Source organism: Stenotrophomonas sp. YJH_SMC_91 (genome assembly GCF_059368495.1).
Genome location: NZ_JCAFRT010000001.1, coordinates 783065 through 802817, shown reverse-complemented (window position 1 = coordinate 802817; position 19753 = coordinate 783065). Strand labels below are relative to the sequence as shown.

Below are 19753 nucleotides of genomic sequence, written 5' to 3'. Positions count from 1 at the left end.
CTTGGCGCCCCGCTCTGGCCGCCCGCAAACGGTTTGCGACGAAACCCGGCTCGGGGCGATGAATCCGGTGGTGGGGAAACCGAAGATTGATCAGGTTGCCGGCCAGCGGTCGGCACGACCGAACGGATTCACACCGGCACTGCGCCCGGGCGGCCGTGGGTGACCTGGAAGCGCGCCGCAGTGCGCACCGGCGCATCCGCGCGCAGCACGCTGTCGGCGAAGCGCAGCTCCGCATCCACGGTCTGCCGGTTCAGCTGCAGCTTCCACCAGCCGCGGCGGTCACCGTCGAAATAGCGGATGTGCGGGTTCTGCGCTATCGACGGCCCATAGTACGGCCCGTACGGTGTGTCGTCGCCGCCGCTGCTGATCGCCGGCGCGATGAATTCGGTGGCGACGACCGGCGCGCTGGCCGCGTCGAAATCCAGCTTCAGGTCGTTGACGAAGGTGGAATGCCAGTCACCACCGAGCACGATGGCATTGCCCTGCCCGCCTGCCTGCATCGCCTGCAGCAACCGCTTGCGTGCGGCGGGATAGCCGTCCCAGGCATCGTTCCAGAAGCGCTCTCGCGCCGTGCCGCCGTCCAGCCGCAGCTGCGCCATCAGCAGCTGCTGCACCACCACGTTCCAGCGCGTGCCGCGTGCGGCCGCCATCGACTGCGCGAACCAGGCTTCCTGGCCCACGCCCAGCATGCTCATGCGTGGATCCAACGCAGCGTCGCAGCGCGGCGACTCGCCCACCCCGCAGGGATTGGCCGGACGGAACTGGCGGCAGTCGAGCAGCGCAAGCTGTGCCAGATCGCCGTAACGCAGGCGCCGATGCACGCGCAGGCCACCGTTGCCCGCAGGCGTACTACGCATCGGCAGGTGTTCGTAGAACGCGCGGTAGGCCGCCGCGCGGCGAACGATAAAGTCCTCCGTCGAGACGCCGGGCTTCTCCGGATGGATGCCGGAGTAATCGTTCTGCACTTCGTGGTCGTCCCAGATCACCGCGAACGCGTGGGCGGCGTGCGCGGCCTGCAGATCCGGATCGAGCTTGTACAGCGCGTACTGGTCACGGTAGCGCTCCAGGCCGACGGTCTCGCCACTGAAGCGTTCCGCATCCAGCGTGAGACCACGCGCGTTCTGCAGTGGGCTGTACTCGTACAGGTAGTCACCGGCATGCAGCACCAGGTCGACATCATTCTTCGCGATATCGCGCAGCACCGGGTAGTAGCCACTGTTCCAGGCCTGGCAGGTGCACAGGGCCAGCCGCAGCTGCTGCAGCTGCGTGTCGGGCAGCGGCGCGGTGCGGAAGTGGCCGACCGCGCTTTCCTCGTCACCGTCGCAGGCAAAACGGTAGTAGTAGTCGCGGCCTGGGCGCAGGCCATTGACCTCCACGTGCACCGAATGCGCCAGCTCGGGCACCGCCGCGGCGACGCCACGCTGCACCAGCCGGCGCATGCCCGGGTCTTCGGCCACGAACCAGCGCACCGGCACCGCCCGCGATGGCATGCCGCCGCCGTTGAGCGGGTCCGGCGCCAGACGCGTCCACAGTACGGCTCCCTGCGGATCCGGATCGCCGGCGGCGACGCCCAGGGTGAACGGATCACGCCCCAACCGCGGGCGCGGGCCGGCCGTGGCCAGCCCCGGCATCGCCGCCAGTGCGATCGCCGCCCCCGTGCCCTGCCACGCCATGCGCAACAGGCGACGACGGCTTTCCGGATCGACGGGGCCGCGCATCAGAAGTGCACGGTGGCGGTGGCCATCACCTGCCGCGGCGCGCCAACCTGCATGGTCGCCAGGCTGCGGGTCGGGTCGGCGGCGTAGGTGCCGTTGGTGTTGATCGAGGACAGGTAGCGCTTGTCGGTCAGGTTGGTCAGGTTCAGCGCCACGGTCAGGTTCTGCGCCGGGCCGAGCGTGCCGAAGTCATAGGCCACCGAAGCGTTGACCAGCCAGTAGCTGGGCACCGACACGTCGTTGGTATAGGTCACGTAACGCTTGCCGACATGGTTGGCGGCCAGGCGCAGGTCCCACGGGCCCGGGGTCCAGGCCAGGGTGCTGGCGAACATCCATTCCGGGGTGTCGACGGTCTTCTTGCCGCGGGTCGGCACCACGCCGTTGTTGACGTAGTCGTTGTCGTAGGTGCTGTCATTCCACGACAGCGCGTTGGACCAGGCCAGGTCCTGCATCGGCTTCAGCTGCAGGGTCGCCTCGGCGCCGCGGCTGGTTACCGAACCGACGTTGGAGAACAGCGCCGGGCAACCGAGGATGCCCACGCACTGCGCGATGGCCAGCAGACGGTTGTCGAACTTGACGTCGTACACCGCTACCGAGGCTTCATAGCCCTGGCCGTAGCCGCGCCAGCCCAGCTCGATGGTGCGCGACTGTTCCGGCTTCAGGTTCTTCGCGCTGGCATCGAAGGCGGCCTGCGGCACGTTGAACGGGCTGCCCACGCCCAGCGCGTAGGCGGCCACGTTCTTGGCGAACGAGCCGAAGATCTCGTTGCCCTCGTTGAGCTTGAAGTTGAAGCCCGCCTGCGGGAGCAGGCCCTTCTTCGAGGTCAGGCTGCTGTTGTTGGCATAGCTGCCCAGCGGCGTGCGCACGCGGGTGCGGGTGTGCGGCGACTTCGCGCCGATGTCGATGGTCAGGCGGTCATCGAACAGGCGGAAGCGGTCCTGCACGTAGAACTGGCGGGTGATGGTGGTGTAGCGCTGGTGCCACACGCGCTGGTCCGGATTGCGCAGGAAGAAGTCGTCAGTGATCGGGCCGTCGATGTAGTAGAAGTTGCGCTGCACGCTGTGGCCGTTGTCTTCGTACCACAGGCCCGCCTCCAGTTCGTGGCCCGCCACGTTCCAGGTGAACGCCGAGGTTACGCCGGTGCGGTCGATCGCATACTCGGTGGTGCGGATCGAGATCGGGATCTCGCGGCTGGTGCCCGGGTTGGACGGATTGGACGGGCTGAACCAGTGGCCCTGGCCACGGTTGCTGTGGTTGTAGACGTTGACCTTCAGGCGCATCGACTCGTTCAGGCCGAAATCACCGGCAATGCTGGACACGTCGTCATTGCGCAGGCCGTGGCCGGAGTAATAGGCGTCCCACGGGCTGTTGACGCCACCACTGTACTTTCCGCGTGCAGCAGCCACCGCGCGATCCCAGTCCGGCGCGTAGTTGTCCCAGTCCCAGCCGAGGCGATCGATCATCTCCAGCGACAGGTCCTGGTAGTCGGCCTCGACGCGGCGCGAAGCGTTGAACAGCGCGGTGATCCTGCTGTCCGTGCCGAAGTTGTAGGTGGCCTTGCCGTTGAACTGCTTCAGTTCCTGCGAGCCCTTGCCCTTCCACTTGTCGCCTTCGGAATACACGCCGGACAGGTAAGCGGCAAAGCCCTGATGGTCGCCGGTATCGAGGCGCGCATAGCTGCGGCGCGCATTGTCGCTGCCGAAGCTCTGTGCCAGCACGACCCCATATTCGGTGGACGGATCGATCGAGTAGAACTGGAACACGCCGCCGAGGTTGCTGGTGGACGGCGTACCCAGCGCACCAATGCCGGTGGAGACCTCCGCACCGCCCAGGTTCTCGCTGATCACCGCGCGGCTGATGTGCAGGCCGTTGCTGTTGCCGTAGGCCATGTTGCCCAGCGGGATGCCATCGAGGGTGTAGCCCAGGCGATTCTGGTTGAAGCCACGCAGGCTGATGCTGGTGGACCATTCGTAGGCGCCGGTGGCATCGGCCGATTCGAAATGCACGCCCGGCTTGGCCGCCAGCAGCTTCAGCGGGTTGGCACCGGGCGGCAGGACCTTCATGTCCTCGGCGGTCACGCGCTGCACCTGGCGGGCTTCGCCGCGGCCGATCACCGAGATCGAATCGAGGGTCGTGGCCGACTGCGCGTCGGTCGCGGGGGCGGTTTCAGCGACAGCCAGCGACGGCAGCGAAGCACAGACCAGCAGGGCCAGCAGATTGCGGCGAAGCGGAGCGTGGGACGGCATGGAGGCGGATTCCTTGGGCACGCTGGACGCCGAAGGGCGGCGTCGAAGAGCAGCAGCGGCGGAATCGTAGAAGCCTCGCGTTACATGTCATTTACACGCCACGTACGGAAGATTGGCGTTCTGAATGGTTTGCAAGCCGTGGGGTGGTTGCCGGCCAGCGGCCGGCACTACGGTTATTCGAATGAGCCGACCGAGTCGTGGGCCAGGTTGTCGAAGCGGGTGTACTCACCGAAGAACTTCAGCTTGCACGATCCGGTCGGGCCACCACGGTGCTTGCCGATGATGATTTCGGCCAGGCCCTTGTCCGGCGAATTTTCCTTGTTGTAGTAATCGTCGCGGTAGATGAACACGATCATGTCCGCGTCCTGCTCGATTGCGCCCGATTCGCGAAGGTCGGCCATCACCGGGCGCTTGTCGGTACGTGTTTCCAGCGAGCGGTTGAGCTGCGACAGCGCGATCACCGGCACGTGCAGTTCCTTGGCCAGGCCCTTCAGCGAACGCGAGATCTCCGAGATTTCGGTGGCGCGGTTTTCACTGTTGCCCGGCACGCTCATCAGCTGCAGGTAGTCGATCACCACCAGGCCCAGGTCGTGCTCGCGCTTGAGCCGGCGGCACTTGGAACGCAGCACTTCCGGCGACACGCCCGGCGTATCGTCGATGAAGATCTTGGTTTCCTTCAGCATCTTGATCGCGCTGGTGACACGGCTCCAGTCTTCATCTTCCAGCTGGCCGGTACGCAGGCGCTGCGCGTTGATGCGGCCGTTGGAGGAGATCAGGCGCATCGCCAGCTGCGAGGCCGACATTTCCATCGAGAACACCGCCACGCCCTTCTTCGACTTGATCGCCGCGTACTCGGCGATGTTCAGTGCAAAAGTCGTCTTGCCCATGGCCGGGCGCGCGGCGAGGATGATCAGGTCGGTCGGCTGCAGGCCGGCAGTCATCGCATCGAAGTCGTTGTAGCCGGTCGGCAGGCCGGTGATGTTGCCGCCGTTCTCGAAGCGGTTGCGCAGTTCCTCGAAGGCATCCTTCAGCGCGCCAGGCATCGCCACGAAGTCGGTACGGCCGCGTGCACCCTGTTCAGCGATGGCGAACACGCTCTTCTCCGCAGAGGCCAGCAGCTCACTGCTGTCACGGCCCTCAGGCTGGAAGCCATCGTTGACGATGTCAGTGCCGACCTGGATCAGCTGCCGCAGCACGGCCTTGTCACGCACGATCTCGGCATAGGCCACGATGTTGGCCGCCGACGGCGTGGTGCTCGCCAGCTCGATCAGGTAGGCACCATCGCCCACCAGCTCCAGCTTGCCCTGTGATTCGAACCACTCGCCCAGGGTCACCGCGTCGAACGGCCGCTCGCGCTCGGACAGCTCACGGATCGCGCGGTAGATCATCTGGTGATCGCGGCGGTAGAAATCGCCCTCGGTCAGCTGGTCGTTGACCCGGTCGTAGGCCTCCGGCGCCAGCATCAGGCCACCCAGCACCGCCTGCTCGGCTTCCACCGAATGCGGCGGAACGCGCAACTGGTCGATACGCGATTCATCGCGATCACGATCAAAGCCATCACCGCGCTCTCTGCGGTTGGAACGGAAGCCGGAACGAGCGGACATGCTGCGGTGTTTCCTGCAAAAGTGGGCCGGACGAGTGTAGGCATGCGCCGACCCCGGCAGCCATGGACAAGCCTGTGGATAAGCCGTGGAGAAACGGGGGATATCCGCCAGTGCCTGGCCACTCTGGCGCGGGGGCGTCGCAGTGCCTGCGACGGGCGCCGTTGCGGCGCCCGGGTGGGTCATTATCGCAGATCAGGCGGCCAGGGTCGGATTCCGTGCAGCGCAAGGGCTCCGGTGCTCAGCGGAACGTGGGGCCAGGGCCCGCCGCTGCGCGCCGGGATCCGATCCGCGGCCTGGCTGCTGCTACCCCATCGGTCTCAGTCGCCCTTCACATGCACCGCGATCAGTGCCAGGAACCGGTCCACGTAGCCCTGCAGGAATTTCTGCGTGCCCTCGTTGTGGATCGTGCCGTCGGCGTCGATCAGGCCGTCCTTGAAATGGATGAACGCCTCGGGCTGGCCGAGCACGTGCATGTCCAGGAAGGCCAGGCTGTTGCGCAGGTGCTGCTGGGCCACGGCGGTGCCGATCTGGCCGATGGAGGCGCCGATCACCGCCGCCGGCTTGCCGGCAAACGCACTGTCACCGTAGGGGCGCGAGCCGACGTCGATGGCGTTCTTCAGCACGCCCGGCACCGACCGGTTGTATTCGGGGGTCACGAACAGCACCGCGTCGGCGGCGCGCACCTGATCCTTCAGCCGGGTGCCCTGAGGCGGGTACTGGCCATCGAAATCCTGGTCGTACAGCGGTAGATCACCAATCTGCACGTACTGGAAGCGCGCGCGGACGCCAGCGATCTTCTCCAGCGCATGGGCCAGCTTGCGGTTGCAGGAATCCTTGCGCAGGCTGCCGACGAACACAGCGATGGTGGGGACGGACATAGGGACATACTCCTCACGGTTCGGGAGGCCCAGCCTAGACGCCGGGCCCGTGCCGTCCGGTGAAGATCAGCCCCCGGTCACGCGGGCCCGCACCTGCCGCCAATGCGCCTGCCAGGCCTGGAACATCAGCACGTTCCACAGGTGGGTATGCCACTTGCGCTGGCCGCCCAGGAACTGCTGCCACAGCGGCTGCACCGCCGCCGCCGACAGCACGCCTTCGCGCTCCAGGCGCGCCGGCTGCAACAGATCCTCGGCCCACGGCCGCAGGTCGCCCTTCAGCCAGTCGCTGACCGGCGCGCCGAACCCGCGCTTGGGCCGGTGCACCATCGACTGCGGCACGTAGCGGCCAAGCACGCGCTTGAGCAGCACCTTGCTGGTGGTTTCGCTGCGCTTGAAGCCCAGCGGCAGCGACCAGGCGAACTCGGCCACGCGCCAGTCCAGCAGCGGCGCGCGTGCCTCCAGGCTGACCGCCATCGAGGTGCGGTCGACCTTGCAGAGCAGGTCATCCGGCAGGTAGGTCACGTAATCGGCCAGCATCATCGCGTCGGCCGGCGTGCCGGCACCGTGCAGCGGATCGGCCAGGTCGTAGAAGCTGCCGGCGGCCTGTGCGCCGGGCACTGCCGCGGCGGGGTCGCGCCAGCGCGAGATGCGGTTGCGGTACACGTCGCCAATGCCACGCGCGCCGGACTCGGCCAACAGCGCGGCCAGTCCGCCGGTCCGCGAGGCCTCGCCCTGGTGCTGCGCGCGCGCGCCCATCCAGCGTCGCAGCGGGCCCGGCACGCGGCCCAGCATCTGCCAGTTGCGCAGCGCGCGCACGTAGCGGGTATAGCCGAAGAACAGCTCATCACCGCCGTCGCCAGACAACGCCACGGTCACGCCCTGCCGCGCCAGCCGGGCGACCAGCGCGGTCGGCACCTGCGAGGCATCGGCAAAGGGTTCGTCGAACATTGCCGGCAGCTGCGGCACGACTGCCAGTGCATCCGCGCCGCTGACGTAGAGCTCGGTGTGGTCGCAGCCCAGATGCGTGGCCAGTTCCCTGGCCAGCGGTGCCTCGTCGTGGCCCGAATCGGTGAAGCCGATGCTGAAGCTGTGCACCGGCTGCCCGCTCTGCGCCTGCATCAGCGCCGCCACCAGCGACGAATCGGTACCGCCGGACAGGAACACGCCCACCGGCACGTCGGCCACCATGCGCAGCGCCACCGCGTCGCGCAGCAGCCCGTCCAGCTGCTCCTCTGCTTCCTCGATGCGGCCCTGGAAGGGCGCAGCCAGTGCCGCCTGCATGCGTGCACGCGCATCCCAGTACGGGCGCTGCGCCTGCTCCGGGCGATGCGCCGATGCACCCGCCGCTACGGCTTCGGCGTCCAGGCGCAGCACGCGGCCGGGCATCAGCTTGTAGCAGCGCTGGTGGATGCTGTGCGGGGCCGGAATGTAATCCAACCGCAGCAACAGAGTCAGCGCGTCGCGGTCGATGTCGTTGTCGAACGCCGGGTGCTGCCACAGCGCTTTCAGTTCGGAACCGAACACCAGGGTGTCACCGGCCCAGCCGTAATACAGTGGCTTCTTGCCAACGCGGTCGCGTGCCAGCCACAGGCACTGCGCCTGGCGATCCCACAGCGCGATGGCGAACATGCCGTTGCAACGCTGCAGGGTTTCTTCCATGCCCCACTGCAGGATCGCCGCGAGCAGCACTTCGGTGTCGGAATGGCCACGGAAGGCATGCCCCAGCGGCTCCAGTTCTGCACGCAGGGCGGCGAAGTTGTAGACCTCGCCGTTGTAGGCCATCACGTAGCGACCATCGGACGAGGCCATCGGCTGGTGGCCCAGCGGCGACAGATCCAGAATGCTCAGCCGACGGTGCGCCAGCGCGATGCCTGCCCCGGCATCGACCCAGCTTCCGCCATCATCCGGCCCGCGGTGGTGCAGCGCCTCGCCCATGGCCAGGACCTGCGCCTGCAGCACCTCGGCCGACGCCACCGGCGCCGGCAACAACATTCCCGCCAATCCACACATGCATCAAGGTTCCTGCGCCAGTTCAAGGGCGGCGCCAATCACCGCATTGTCGCTTGGAAGCCCGAACATTGCTGCCCCTGCCAGCGGGGTATAGGTATCGGCGCCGCAGACCCGGCGCAGCGGCAGGTGGCCGAAACCGGCCTCGACCAGTGCGGTGACCACACCCTCGCCCACCCCTCCACTGTGGCGGCCCTCGTCCAGCACCAGCACGCGCCGTGCGCTGGCGGCCTGGCTGGCGATGAAGCCGGCATCCAGCGGCACCAGCCAGCGCAGGTCGACCACCCGTACCTGCCAGCCCAGTTGCTGTTCGATGGCCCGCGCTGCGCGCAGCGCCATCGGCACGCCATTGCCGTAGGTGTAGACCACCAGGTCGCCAGCCTCCGGCCCGTAAACACGGCCTTCGCCCGGCACCAGTGCCCGGCCCTGGGCCGGGTAGTCGAACAGCCACTGGCCATCGCCCGGCTCATGCAGGTCCTTGCTCATGTACAGCGCGATCGGCTCCAGGAACACCGCCACGCGCCCATCCACCCGGGCCAGCGCCGCCAGCGTGCGCAGCATCATCACCGCATCGTCGCCGCGCGATGGGCAGCCGACCACCAGCCCGGGGATGTCGCGCAGGGCGGTGACCGAGTTGTCGTTGTGGAAATGGCCGCCGAAACCCTTCTGGTAGCCCAGCCCGGCCACCCGCACCAGCATCGGGTTGCGGTACTGGTCGTTGGAGAAGAACTGCAGCGAACAGGCTTCGCCACGCAGCTGGTCGATGGCGTTGTGCAGGTAGGCCAGGTACTGGATCTCCGGGATCGGCAGCATGCCCATGTTGGCCAGGCCCTGCGCCATGCCCAGGATCATGGTCTCGTCCAGCAGGGTGTTGAACACCCGGCGCGGCCCGAAGCGGCGCAGCAGATCCTTGGTGACGGTGTAGACACCGCCCTTCTGCGCCACGTCCTCGCCGAACAGCAGGCTCTGCGGATACTTGGCCAGCAGCTCCTGCAGACCATGGTTGATCTGGATTGCGAGATGCCGCGGCGCCTGTCGTTCCGGCAATGCCTCGGCACCGCCATAGAGTGCCTCGCGTGCTTCGGCAGCGACCTCGCGCTGCGCTTCGGCCTGCACCGCTGCAGGGGTGTACGGTGCCAGCGGCGCCATCACCTCCCGCAGCGACTGCAGCTTCGCACTGCCTTCGGCATCGGCGGCAGCGGCCATGCAGCGCGCGCGCATCGTTTCGTAGGCCACTTCGATGGCGGCCGCATCCAGCCAGCCTGATTCCAGCGCGATCTGCGCCGAGCACAGCAGCGGATCCTGCGCCTCGGCCGCGCACAGTTCCGGCAGCGCGCGCCATTCCACTTCAAAGTCGGTGCCGGCATGGCCCATCAGGCGCGTGGTGCGCAGATGCAGGAAGGTCGGCCGCCGCGTGCGCCGGCAGTGTTCCACCGCCGCCTGCACCTGGGCGTGCCCGGTGGCCAGGTCGAGGCCATCGGCAAAGAAATAGTCCAGCCCCGGCTGGTGGCTGAAGCGCTCGGCGATCCAGCCATCGGGGGTCTTCACCGAGATGCCCAGACCGTTGTCCTCGCAGACGAACAGGATCGGCGCCGGTAGTTTCTGGTAGGCCGACCACATCGCGGTATTGAAGGCGGCCTGCGCGGTGGCGTGGTTGGCCGACGCATCGCCGAACGAGCACAGCACGATGCTGTCGGTGGGAATGGGCAGCGCCTGCCCCAGCCGCTTGCCACTCTCGATGGCCAGTGCGGTGCCCAGCGCCTTGGGCAGGTGCGACGCAATCGTCGAGGTCTGCGGCAGCACCCACAATGGCTTGCTGCCCCACACCTTGTGGCGGCCACCGCTGGCCGGATCATCCGCGCTGGCGGCGAAGGACAGTGCCGCATCGCGCAGCGGGTCGATGCCCGGCACCTGCCGCGAACGCTCGGCCATGAAGGCGCCGGAACGATAGTGCAGGAAGGCAGGATCGGTGTGCCGGCAGGCCCGCGCCAGCAGCGCGTTGCCTTCATGGCCGGACGAACCGATGGTGTAGAAGACCTTGTTCTGCACGCGCAGCACGCGCGCCATCAGGTCCAGCTGGCGGCTGGCCAGCTGCGAGTCGAACAGTTCATCGAAGGCGGCAGCGGTGAGCGTACTGCCGGGCAGGATCGGAGCATCTGCCGCGGGTCGCGGGCGCGGCGTCCCGCGCCACCCGCGCACCGCCTCAAGGAAATTGACGTCGCACACCTCGGCGCGGTTGAGCCCCCGCATGCGCGCGGGAATCGGATCCGGAACCACAGCGAACATCGAACACCCTCCGTGTCGTTGTTGCGTTCCGCCCGGCAATACCGGGCGCTACCCTGTGGGCATCAGGCCGCCTCGAAGCGCGAGCGCACCTCGGCGGTCACCGCCGGCATCGGCAGGAAGCGCGGCTGCGCGCGCACCCGCTGCAGCCAAGCGCGAACTTCCGGGAACGGCTCCAGGTTGATGCCGCCCTCGCCCGCCACATCGGTATAGGCAAACAGGGCGATATCGGCAATGCCGTATCCGCTGCCGGTGAACCACTGCGCTTCGCGCAGGTGCTGCTCCATCACCGCCAACGCGGTGGCGGCACGCTCGTGCAGGCGTGGCAGTTCGGCACGGCGTGGCGAGTCGGGCGCCGTCCAGCCCCGGATGAAGCGCGCTACCGCCACGCACGGCTCGTGCGTGTACTGCTCGAAGAACATCCAGCTCAACGCCTGCGCACGCTCCCATCCATCGCTGGGCAGGTAGGGCGTGCCTTCGGCCAGCCAGAACAGGATCGCGTTGGACTCGGTCAGCACGCGGCCGTCGTCGCGGACGATCAGCGGCACCTTGGCATTCGGGTTGAGCGCCAGGAATTCGGGCGTGTGGGTCTGGCCATGGGCACTGTCCACTTCCACCCAGCGGTAACGGCTGCCGAGCTGCTCAAGCAGCAGCCGGACCTTGTGGCAATTGCCCGAGACCGACATGCCATGCACAGTCAGCGGGACGCGCTCTTCCACCATTGCCTGCTCCATCGGATCCGGCCGGCGGCCGGCTGCGTGCAGTCTGGCAAGTGCGCCAGGGAATGCCAAGCGCGGATGCAGCATGGCACCCCGGTAGTGCCGGCCGCTGGCCGGCAATCGCACGAATCCTGCTGCAACGAGGTTGCCGGCCAGCGGCCGGCACTACCGGGCCACGTTCAGCGTGCACGCTGCCGCCACTGTTCGCGCGACTGGCCCCAGATCTGCATCGGTTTGTCGTTGTACGGCGGCGGCAGTTCGCCCATCCGCAGCAACGTGCTGCCCAGCTTGCGCGCGACCGCCCGCGAGTTGTCGTTGTTCTCGGCGATGGTATGGATCACCTCGTGCCAACCCAGCGTGTCGAAGGCCCAGTCGATCGCCGCGACCGCCGCTTCCGGCGCATAGCCCCGGCCCCAGCTGGCGCGGCGGATGCCCCAGCCGACCTCGGTACCCGGCCAGTCCTGCGGTTGCCAGGGGCCCATCCGCCCGATCCAGTCCCCGCTGGATTTTTCGATCACGCTGAACATCGAGAAGCCGAACAGCTGCCAGGCGCCAGCCAGGCTGCAGAAGCCGCGCCAGGCTACCGAAGGCGGCTGCACGCCACCGAGGGTGCGCATCGTTTCCTCGTCGGCGCAGAACGCCAGATAGGGTTCGTAGTCCTCGCGCAGCAGCGGGCGCAGGATCAGGCGCTCGGTTTCCAGGCGCAGGTCGAAGATGCTCATGCCGACTCCATGTCGAAGGGGCCACCATGATGGTGGATTCCGCCTCCACACGGATGAATGCCCGCGCTCACAACGAAACGGGCCGGCATGGGCCGGCCCGTCGGGTACAGCAAGTATTCTGGATTACTGGCGCGTGGCCGCAGTGGCGCCGGCAGCAGCGGTCTGCGTGACCAGCTGGCCATCGACCACCGGCAGGCGATCGCTGGCCGGCTTGTTGTCCATGCGCACGGTCTTCTCGGCGCCGTCGTAGCGGTAGGTCACGTTGTAGCCCTTCACCACGTCATTGGTGCCCATGGCGATGCGGTTGCCCGGCTTGCTGGCCATGCGCATGGTGCCGGTGGTACCGTCCTCGTTGCGGTAGGTCACGTTGTAGCCGGTAACACGGCTCGACTCGGAGGTGGCGGTCTCGGTGTGGCACTGGCGCTCGGTGCGGTTGACCACGCGGCCACCCACGTGGCGCTTGTCGATCTGGTTGCCGATGAAGCCACCGGCCACGGCACCGGCTGCGGTCGCGGCCTTCTTGCCGTTGCCACCGCCGACCTGGTTGCCGAGCAGGCCGCCGACCACCGCGCCGACCACGGTGCCGCCGACGTTGCCGTCACGCTCCGGCAGGCGCTCCTGCACGGTCACGTCCTGGCAGACCTCGTGCGGGGTCTGGGTGGTGGAGGTCTCGCGCACGGGATCGGTGCCGATCACGGTGGCGTAGGCCTTCTGCTTCTCGGTGATCGGGTCGACCTTCAGCACGTCGGCGTATTCCAGCCCGCGCGGTGCAGACGGGTCGAGCTTGTCACCACGCGCGCCATCGTCAACGGCATTGCCGTCAACCAGCCGCGATTCACCGTTGGGGGTTCCGGCGCTGATGGAATCAGGCGACTTGTCGCCACTCTTCATGAAGGCGGCGGTGGCGATGCCACCGACCAGCAGCGCGCCCGCTGCGACCAGGACAGTTGTAGTTGTGCTTTTCATGACCTGCTCCTTGCGGACCATCCGCAACGTTCTCGGCCCAGATTGCAGCATGCACTGCCTGAACGGAATCTCCACATTTCCTGCTCATTCCTGTAACCCATTCAGCATCGGGAAATGCTGGGCCCGTGGTAGCGTTTGCATATTCCCCACGAGGATCCACGCCATGGCCAACCCGATGCTGCTGCCGGTACTGCAATGGGCCCGCCGGCTGCGCTACCCCACCCTGTTCAAGCTGACCGCCGGCCTGTTCGTGCTGACCCTGTTCATTCCCGACCCGATTCCGTTCGTCGACGAGCTGGTACTGGGCTTCGGCACCCTGCTGCTGGCCAACTGGAAGAGCCGCAATACAGTCCCGGCCCCGCCGCCGCTGGAACAGCGTTGATTCCGCTGGTCGACAGCCACTGCCATCTGGATGCCAGTGAATTCGATGCTGACCGCACGGCGGTGATCGAGCGCGCGGGCGCCGCGGGTGTGCGCGAGCAGGTGGTACCGGCCGTCACGGCCGCCAGCTGGCCGAAGCTGCGCGAGGTCTGCCGGCAGGCACCGGGGCTGTACCCGGCCTACGGCCTGCATCCGATGTTCCTGGCCGAGCACCGGCCCGACCATCTGCCGCTGCTGCGCGAATGGATCGTTCGCGAACGCCCGTGCGCGATCGGCGAATGCGGGCTGGACTTCTTCGTCGAGGGACTGGATGCAGAGGCGCAACAGGCGTACTTCATCGGCCAGCTGCAACTGGCCCGCGAGTTCGAGCTGCCGGTGATCGTGCATGCGCGACGCGCGGTGGATGCGGTCATTGCCGCGATCCGTCGCGTCGGCGGCCTGCGCGGCGTGGTGCACAGCTTTTCCGGCAGCCCGGAACAGGCCGCGCAACTACATCGGCAAGGCTTCCTGCTCGGTCTCGGTGGTCCGCTGACCTACGATCGCGCGCAACGGCTGCAGCGCCTGGTGCGCGGGATGCCGCTGGAACAGCTGCTGCTGGAGACCGACGCGCCCGACCAGCCTGACGCCGGCATCCGCGGCCAGCGCAACGAACCAGCGCGACTGGCAGTCATCGCCCGCCACGTGGCCGCACTGCGCGGGATGGAGCTGGACGCGGTGGCCCAGGCCACGACGGAGAATGCGCGGCGCCTGTTCGCGCTGCCGGCAATGTAACGGGCAGGTGCCGGCCGCTGGCCGGCACGATCCATCACACCTCGCTGGACTCGACCACTTCGGCCTTCACCTTCTTCGGCTCCAGCAGCATTTCAAGCGCCTTGCCGACCGCCGCAAAGGCGAAGGCACCGGTGATGTGGGTTGCCGCACCGAGGCCTGCGCCACAGTCCAGTTTCAATGCAGCATCCGCACCGAGGTTCGGGCGGATGCCGCAGACGCTGCCATCGGCCTGCGGATACTTCACGTTTTCCAGCGAGTACACCGCCGGTACGCCAAAATAGCGCTTGGCATTCTTCGGGAAATTGAACTCGCTGCGCAGCTTCTTGCGGATCAGCGCCAGCATGGCGTCATGCTCGGTGCGCGAGACATCGCGGATGCGCACCAGGGTCGGATCGGTGCGACCACCGGCAGCCCCCACGGTCAGCAGCGGCAGCTTGCGGCGACGGCACCAGGCGATCGTCTCGACCTTCACCCGGAAGCTGTCGCAGGCATCGATCACCAGGTCGAAGCCACGGTCCAGCAACTCGGCCATGTTCGACACGGTCAGGAATGCCTGCACGGCATCGACCTCGATGTCCGGGTTGATCGCACGGCAACGCTCGGCCATCGCCTCGGCCTTGTTGCGGCCGTAGTTGCCTTCCATCGCCGGCAGCTGCCGGTTGGTGTTGGACACGCAGATGTCATCGGCGTCGATCAGGGTCAGGTGGCCGACCGCCGAACGCGCCAGCGCTTCCACCACCCACGAGCCGACCCCGCCCATGCCCACCACCGCCACGCGGCTGCCCTGCAGGCGCTCGAGCGCACCTACGCCATACAGCCGTTCGATGCCGGCGAAGCGTTGTTTGACCTGTTCGTTCATGCGGCTATTTTAACGTGCAGGCGCCAGCGCCTACAGCGCGCCGGCATCGAACCCACCGTTGCACGCCAGGAGAGCCCGCCATGAACGCCAGCCCGCCCCGCCGCCCGTCCACTGCCCAGCGGTACCTGTTCGTGCTGTGCCTGGGCCTGCTGATCGGCCTGGTCGCCACGGTCATGGTCGGCCGCGCCCTGCAGGCCCGCCGCGACCCGTTCCCGGACAGCCTGATGCAGGTGATGGAGCGGCAAGCGCAGCTGCTGCAGCAGGCCCAGCAGCAGAACCGCTGCAGCCTGGCCGACAGCGTGCCGCGGCTGCAGGCCCTGCGCCTTCTGTCCAACGACCTCGACCTGGCCTTTCCCGGGCTGAAGGACAACGGCCGGTTCCAGCAGCACGCCAGCCAGCTGCGCGGCAACCTCAACGCCGCATTGGCGGCTCCGCCCAGTGACTGCACCGCCCTGGCCAAGGTCGTGGAAACCGTGCAGGCCGACTGCCGCGCCTGCCACCAGGACTTCCGCTGACGCGCATTCATCCTGTAGCCGGGCAAGGCACACCTGGTTGGCACCTTGTTCACGTTCGAAAGGAGAGGATTCGTCCACCCTGCTGCATGACGCAGTACCACCCAACACACCCGCCTTCACGGCCAGGAGACGCTCCATGAAGATCCAGCTCATTGCCGCCAGCGCCATCGCTACCCTCGCCCTGGCTGGCTGTGCCACCTCGCCCGGCTACGGTGGCGGTGGTTACAACAACGGCTACAACAATGGTGGCTACGGCAACAACGGCGGTTACAACCAGGGCCGTTGCGCTGACTGTGGCATCGTGACCCGCATCAACACCGTGCCGTCGGGCCGCACCGCGCCCAGCGCGACCGGCGCCATCCTCGGCGGCATCGTCGGTGCCGTGGCCGGCCATGAGATCTCCGATCACACCGGTGGCAGCCGTGGCAACAAGAACATCGCTGCGGCCGCAGGCGCGGTCGGTGGCGCGCTGGCCGGCAACCAGATCCAGAAGAACGTGACCAGCGATACCTACGACATCAGCGTGCGCATGGACGATGGCCGCACCATCGTGGTCAACCAGCGCGACCTCGGCGGCATCCGTGAAAACACCTACGTGCGCGTGGTCAACGGCAAGGTCATCCTGCGCTGACCTGCGCCGGGCCGGCGGCAAAGAAAAAGGCCCGCTTGCGCGGGCCTTTTTCATGTGACGGCTTGCAGCGCGATCAGGTCGGCTGCACGGCGTCGGCCTGCAGGCCCTTCTGGCCCTGCACGACGGTGAAGGTGACCTTCTGGCCTTCCTTCAGGCTCTTGAAGCCCTGGGTCTGGATGGCACGGAAGTGCACGAACACGTCTTCGCCGTTTTCACGGCTGATGAAGCCGAAGCCCTTTGCATCGTTGAACCACTTGACGGTACCGGTCTCGCGATCAGACATCTCACTAACTCCCTGGTGACTCTCTCTTGTTGTTGGAAACGCCTGGTGGGCGGCTGACAAGCAAGGGGGAAGCGAGGTGCATCGATGCAGCGGATCGGGAAGATCTTGCTTCATCAGGCCACGATCCACGGTGACCTTGCCAAGCTCAGCGACTGCAACTTAACCCGCCCAAAACGAAAAAGCAACTGGCAAAATCTTTCACTGTCAACCCCAAAACGGCGACCATACGGGACAGCATGGGACTCTCATTCATCTTATATCTGCTAGCGGTCATTTTTGTCCTTGTCGGCATCGCCGGAATCATCCTGCCGGCCCTGCCCGGCATCCCGCTGGTGTTCATCGGACTGCTGCTGGCGGCCTGGGCGGACGGCTTCACCCACGTCGGCTGGCCGACCCTGGTCGCGCTGGGCGTACTGACCGTCCTCTCGCTGCTGGTGGACGTGCTGGCCACGGTGGTGGGTGCGCAGCGGGTCGGTGCCAGCCGCAAGGCACTGTGGGGTACGTTCGTCGGCAGCATCGTCGGCCTGTTCTTCATGCCGATCGGCCTCTTTGCAGGCCCCCTGATCGGCGCCCTGGCCGGCGAGTACTGGCACACCCGCGAACTGGGGCGCTCGACCAAGGTAGGCCTGGCCACCTGGCTCGGTATCCTGCTCGGCCTGGCGCTGAAACTGGCCGTGGTGATCGCGATGCTCGGCCTGTTCGCCTTCGCCTGGTTCCTGTAACCCGCACTGCCTTCACGCCGCGCGCACGCGGTGCCCGTGCATAAACCGTGGGGGCTGGCCGTGAACCGGTGCAGCCGCCACACTGTGCGATTCCCGTATTCACCTAAGGGCCTGCTGCAATGACCCTGTCTCCGCTGCTTCCCCGTCTCGCGCCGCTGGCGCTGGCCCTGGCCAGTGCGCCGCTGGCCGCGCAGGAGTTCGCGCCCAGCGCCGAAGCCTCGCCGGCCGCGTGCGCGGCGATTACCACCGATGCTGCCCGCCTGGCCTGTTATGACCGCCAGTTCGGCCGTACCCCGCAGGCCACTGCCGAGGCCGACGCTGCGGCCGAGGCGGCCGCGCAGGCCCGTCGCGAAGAACGCCAGACTGCACGCGTGAGCCAGGGCGAAGAGAAGCTGCGCGAGCGGGTCAGCGATCTGTTCCGTCCAGCAGCCCCTGACAGCGCACTGGCCAATGCTGGCCGCGGTTCGTTGCTGGACAGCCGCTGGGAACTGGCCGAGGACTCCAAGCTGGGCCCGTTCCAGCTGCGCGCCTACAAACCGGTGTACCTGCTGCCGGCGTTCTGGACCAGCGATCGCAACACCACGCCGCATTCGCCGAACCCGGCCAACACGGTCACCACGCCGCAGGTGCTGGACAGTGCCGAGCTGAAGTTCCAGATCAGTTTCAAGACCAAGATCGCCGAGAACCTGTTCGGCGACAACGGCGACATCTGGGCCGGCTACACCCAGAGCTCGCGCTGGCAGGCCTACAACGGCGAGGATTCGCGCCCGTTCCGCGAAACCAATTACGAGCCGGAAGTGATGATGGTGTTCCGCAACGGCTACTCGATCGGTGGCTGGCGCGGGCGCATGACCGGCATCGCGCTGAACCACCAATCCAACGGCCGCGCCGACCCGCTTTCGCGCAGCTGGAACCGGGTGATGCTCAACATCGGCCTGGACCGCGAGAACTGGGCGCTGGTGCTGCGCCCCTGGTACCGCATTCCCGAGACCCGCAGCGACGACAACAACCCGGACATCGAGGATTACATGGGCCGCGGTGATGCGACCCTGACCTGGAACCGCAACGGCCACGAAGTCTCGCTGATGGCGCGCCATTCGCTGCGCACCGGCAGCCGCTCGCACGGTGCCCTGCAGCTGGATTACGGTTTCCCGATCAGCAACCTGCTGCGCGGGCATGTGCAGGTGTTCGACGGTTATGGCGAAAGCCTGATCGACTACAACCACAAGGCCACCTACGTGGGCGTGGGCGTGTCGCTGTTGGAGTGGTTCTGATGCCCGTGACGATCTGGCACAACCCGGCCTGCAGCAACTCGCGCGGCGCATTGAAGCTGATACGTGATGCCGGCTTTGATCCAGTGGTGATCGAGTACCTCGGCAATCCACCCGATGTGGCCACGCTGCGCCAGGTGCTGGCCGAATCAGGATTGAGCGCACGTGATCTGGTGCGCAGCAAGGAAGCGCAGTTCGCCGAACTGGGCCTGGAAGGTGCGGACGAGGCCACGCTGCTGGCCGCGATGGCCGAACACCCGCGACTGATCAACCGCCCCGTGGTGCGCACGGACAAGGGCACACGCCTGTGCCGTCCACCGGAAACAGTGCTGGAGATCCTGTAGTCCGCACCGCCGTCGCGTAGCGGAGCGTGTTGGTAGAGTCGACTGTCAGTCGACTCCCTCCCCACCCTTCATATGCATCCGCGGAAAAGCCCGCACTGCGTGCGATAGTCGACTGACAGTCGACTCTACCCCAGCGCCCTCTTCTACCCGGATGCCCTCCTCCCCGGCTGGCTTACAGCCAGTCGGTGATGCCTTCGCGGCGGTACACCTCGGCGAACGCCGGGCGCGCCTTCATCAACGTGGCGTGCGCCTTCAGTACCGGCCAGGTATCGGTAGGCCTGGGCATGTTGCGCGACCAGCGCATCAGCATCACCAGCATGTAGTCGACCACGCAGGGCGTGGCGCCCAGCAGGTAGGGGCCATGTGCATGCAGGTGCGCGGCCACATGCTGCCAGGCCGCTTCCAGGCGCTGCCGTGCCATCCCGCGGCTGGCCTCGATATTCGCCTCGCCCGCCATTTCGCGTGGATAGAACCAGGCTCGATAGGCCGGCTGCAGCGTATTGGCACACCAGAACATCCAGCGGTAGGCATCGGCGCGCTGCGGCGTGCCCAGTGCGGGCAGCAGGTTGGCGTCCGGATGGCGATCAGCCAGGTACAACGCAATGGCCGCCGCTTCAGTCAGTACCAGGCCATCGATCAGCAGGGTCGGCACCACACCGGCCGGATTCAGCGCCAGGTACTGCGCCGACTTGTGCTCGCGCGCGTCGAAATCCAGCAGCACCAGTTCATGCTCGATGCCCAGCTCGATCAGCAGCCAGTGCACCACCAGCGCGGCGGTACTGGTCGAACCATACAGCGTGGTGCTCATGCAGAAGATCCTGTACAGGTGGATCAGC

19 protein-coding genes are annotated in these 19753 nt (G+C 67.0%); 7 read left to right on the top strand and 12 right to left on the bottom strand.

The genetic code is table 11. The annotated features are described in order from the left end of the window. Positions 1-128: 128 nt before the first annotated feature. From AC5P5X_RS03580 to AC5P5X_RS03540, 9 genes are all read right to left on the bottom strand, one after another. Positions 129-1718, bottom strand: coding sequence for an alkaline phosphatase D family protein (locus AC5P5X_RS03580; RefSeq protein WP_111189663.1), 1590 nt, complete (start codon positions 1716-1718; stop codon positions 129-131). Then, positions 1718-3961 carry a TonB-dependent receptor family protein gene (locus AC5P5X_RS03575; protein WP_076739330.1) on the bottom strand — a complete coding sequence of 748 codons (2244 nt, stop codon included), beginning with the start codon at positions 3959-3961 and terminating at the stop codon, positions 1718-1720. Before AC5P5X_RS03575 ends, AC5P5X_RS03580 begins: the two co-directional genes overlap by 1 nt. A gap of 173 nt (positions 3962-4134) precedes the next feature. Beyond that, entirely contained in the window at positions 4135-5565 is a 1431-nt protein-coding gene (locus tag AC5P5X_RS03570; RefSeq protein WP_005410278.1) for a replicative DNA helicase, read from the bottom strand. 317 nt (positions 5566-5882) lie between these two features. Next, on the bottom strand, positions 5883-6443 hold the full coding sequence (locus tag AC5P5X_RS03565; RefSeq protein ID WP_111189660.1) for an NADPH-dependent FMN reductase: 561 nt from the start codon (positions 6441-6443) through the stop codon (positions 5883-5885). A gap of 66 nt (positions 6444-6509) precedes the next feature. Beyond that, positions 6510-8453, bottom strand: a complete 1944-nt coding sequence (asnB, locus tag AC5P5X_RS03560; protein ID WP_100438743.1) for an asparagine synthase (glutamine-hydrolyzing) — start codon at positions 8451-8453, stop codon at positions 6510-6512. A gap of 3 nt (positions 8454-8456) precedes the next feature. After that, positions 8457-10736, bottom strand: coding sequence for a transketolase C-terminal domain-containing protein (locus AC5P5X_RS03555; protein ID WP_495215899.1), 2280 nt, complete (start codon positions 10734-10736; stop codon positions 8457-8459). Positions 10737-10798: 62 nt separating this feature from the next. Then, entirely contained in the window at positions 10799-11455 is a 657-nt protein-coding gene (locus AC5P5X_RS03550) for a glutathione S-transferase family protein (protein WP_032967224.1), read from the bottom strand. Positions 11456-11631: 176 nt separating this feature from the next. Continuing rightward, on the bottom strand, positions 11632-12174 hold the full coding sequence (locus AC5P5X_RS03545; RefSeq protein ID WP_005410283.1) for a GNAT family N-acetyltransferase: 543 nt from the start codon (positions 12172-12174) through the stop codon (positions 11632-11634). Between the two features lie 123 nt (positions 12175-12297). After that, positions 12298-13140 (bottom strand): glycine zipper 2TM domain-containing protein, encoded by an 843-nt coding sequence (locus tag AC5P5X_RS03540; RefSeq protein ID WP_005410284.1) that lies wholly within the window; start codon positions 13138-13140, stop codon positions 12298-12300. A 163-nt stretch (positions 13141-13303) separates the two neighbouring features. Between AC5P5X_RS03540 and AC5P5X_RS03535 the strand changes: the two genes are divergently transcribed. Both AC5P5X_RS03535 and AC5P5X_RS03530 read left to right on the top strand, forming a co-directional pair. Then, complete coding sequence (locus AC5P5X_RS03535) at positions 13304-13522, top strand: DUF6116 family protein (RefSeq protein WP_005410285.1); 219 nt, start codon at positions 13304-13306, stop codon at positions 13520-13522. After that, positions 13519-14292 (top strand): TatD family hydrolase, encoded by a 774-nt coding sequence (locus AC5P5X_RS03530; protein WP_080353398.1) that lies wholly within the window; start codon positions 13519-13521, stop codon positions 14290-14292. Before AC5P5X_RS03535 ends, AC5P5X_RS03530 begins: the two co-directional genes overlap by 4 nt. Before the next feature lie 34 nt (positions 14293-14326). Here AC5P5X_RS03530 and AC5P5X_RS03525 read toward each other — a convergent pair whose 3' ends face one another. Then, positions 14327-15151, bottom strand: a complete 825-nt coding sequence (locus AC5P5X_RS03525; protein ID WP_005410287.1) for a tRNA threonylcarbamoyladenosine dehydratase — start codon at positions 15149-15151, stop codon at positions 14327-14329. 80 nt (positions 15152-15231) lie between these two features. Here AC5P5X_RS03525 and AC5P5X_RS03520 point away from each other — a divergent pair, with 80 nt between their 5' ends. Both AC5P5X_RS03520 and AC5P5X_RS03515 read left to right on the top strand, forming a co-directional pair. Continuing rightward, positions 15232-15666, top strand: coding sequence for a hypothetical protein (locus AC5P5X_RS03520; protein ID WP_495215898.1), 435 nt, complete (start codon positions 15232-15234; stop codon positions 15664-15666). Positions 15667-15802: 136 nt separating this feature from the next. Continuing rightward, complete coding sequence (locus tag AC5P5X_RS03515) at positions 15803-16297, top strand: glycine zipper 2TM domain-containing protein (protein WP_005410289.1); 495 nt, start codon at positions 15803-15805, stop codon at positions 16295-16297. Positions 16298-16370: 73 nt separating this feature from the next. Here AC5P5X_RS03515 and AC5P5X_RS03510 read toward each other — a convergent pair whose 3' ends face one another. Then, positions 16371-16580 carry a cold-shock protein gene (locus AC5P5X_RS03510; RefSeq protein WP_005410290.1) on the bottom strand — a complete coding sequence of 70 codons (210 nt, stop codon included), beginning with the start codon at positions 16578-16580 and terminating at the stop codon, positions 16371-16373. Positions 16581-16816: 236 nt separating this feature from the next. Between AC5P5X_RS03510 and AC5P5X_RS03505 the strand changes: the two genes are divergently transcribed. From AC5P5X_RS03505 to arsC, 3 genes are all read left to right on the top strand, one after another. Beyond that, positions 16817-17302: a DUF456 domain-containing protein gene (locus AC5P5X_RS03505; protein WP_033835435.1), complete on the top strand. Its 486-nt coding sequence runs from the start codon at positions 16817-16819 to the stop codon at positions 17300-17302. Between the two features lie 119 nt (positions 17303-17421). Then, positions 17422-18576: a phospholipase A gene (locus AC5P5X_RS03500; protein ID WP_005413953.1), complete on the top strand. Its 1155-nt coding sequence runs from the start codon at positions 17422-17424 to the stop codon at positions 18574-18576. Beyond that, the gene (gene arsC / locus AC5P5X_RS03495) at positions 18576-18917 is read left to right on the top strand and encodes an arsenate reductase (glutaredoxin) (RefSeq protein ID WP_005413954.1); all 342 of its coding nucleotides are present in this window, start codon (positions 18576-18578) and stop codon (positions 18915-18917) included. Before AC5P5X_RS03500 ends, arsC begins: the two co-directional genes overlap by 1 nt. Before the next feature lie 172 nt (positions 18918-19089). On the opposite strand, the gene AC5P5X_RS03490 is transcribed toward arsC, so the two are convergent. Further along, positions 19090-19725, bottom strand: coding sequence for a glutathione S-transferase family protein (locus AC5P5X_RS03490; RefSeq protein ID WP_111118357.1), 636 nt, complete (start codon positions 19723-19725; stop codon positions 19090-19092). Positions 19726-19753: the final 28 nt, after the last annotated feature.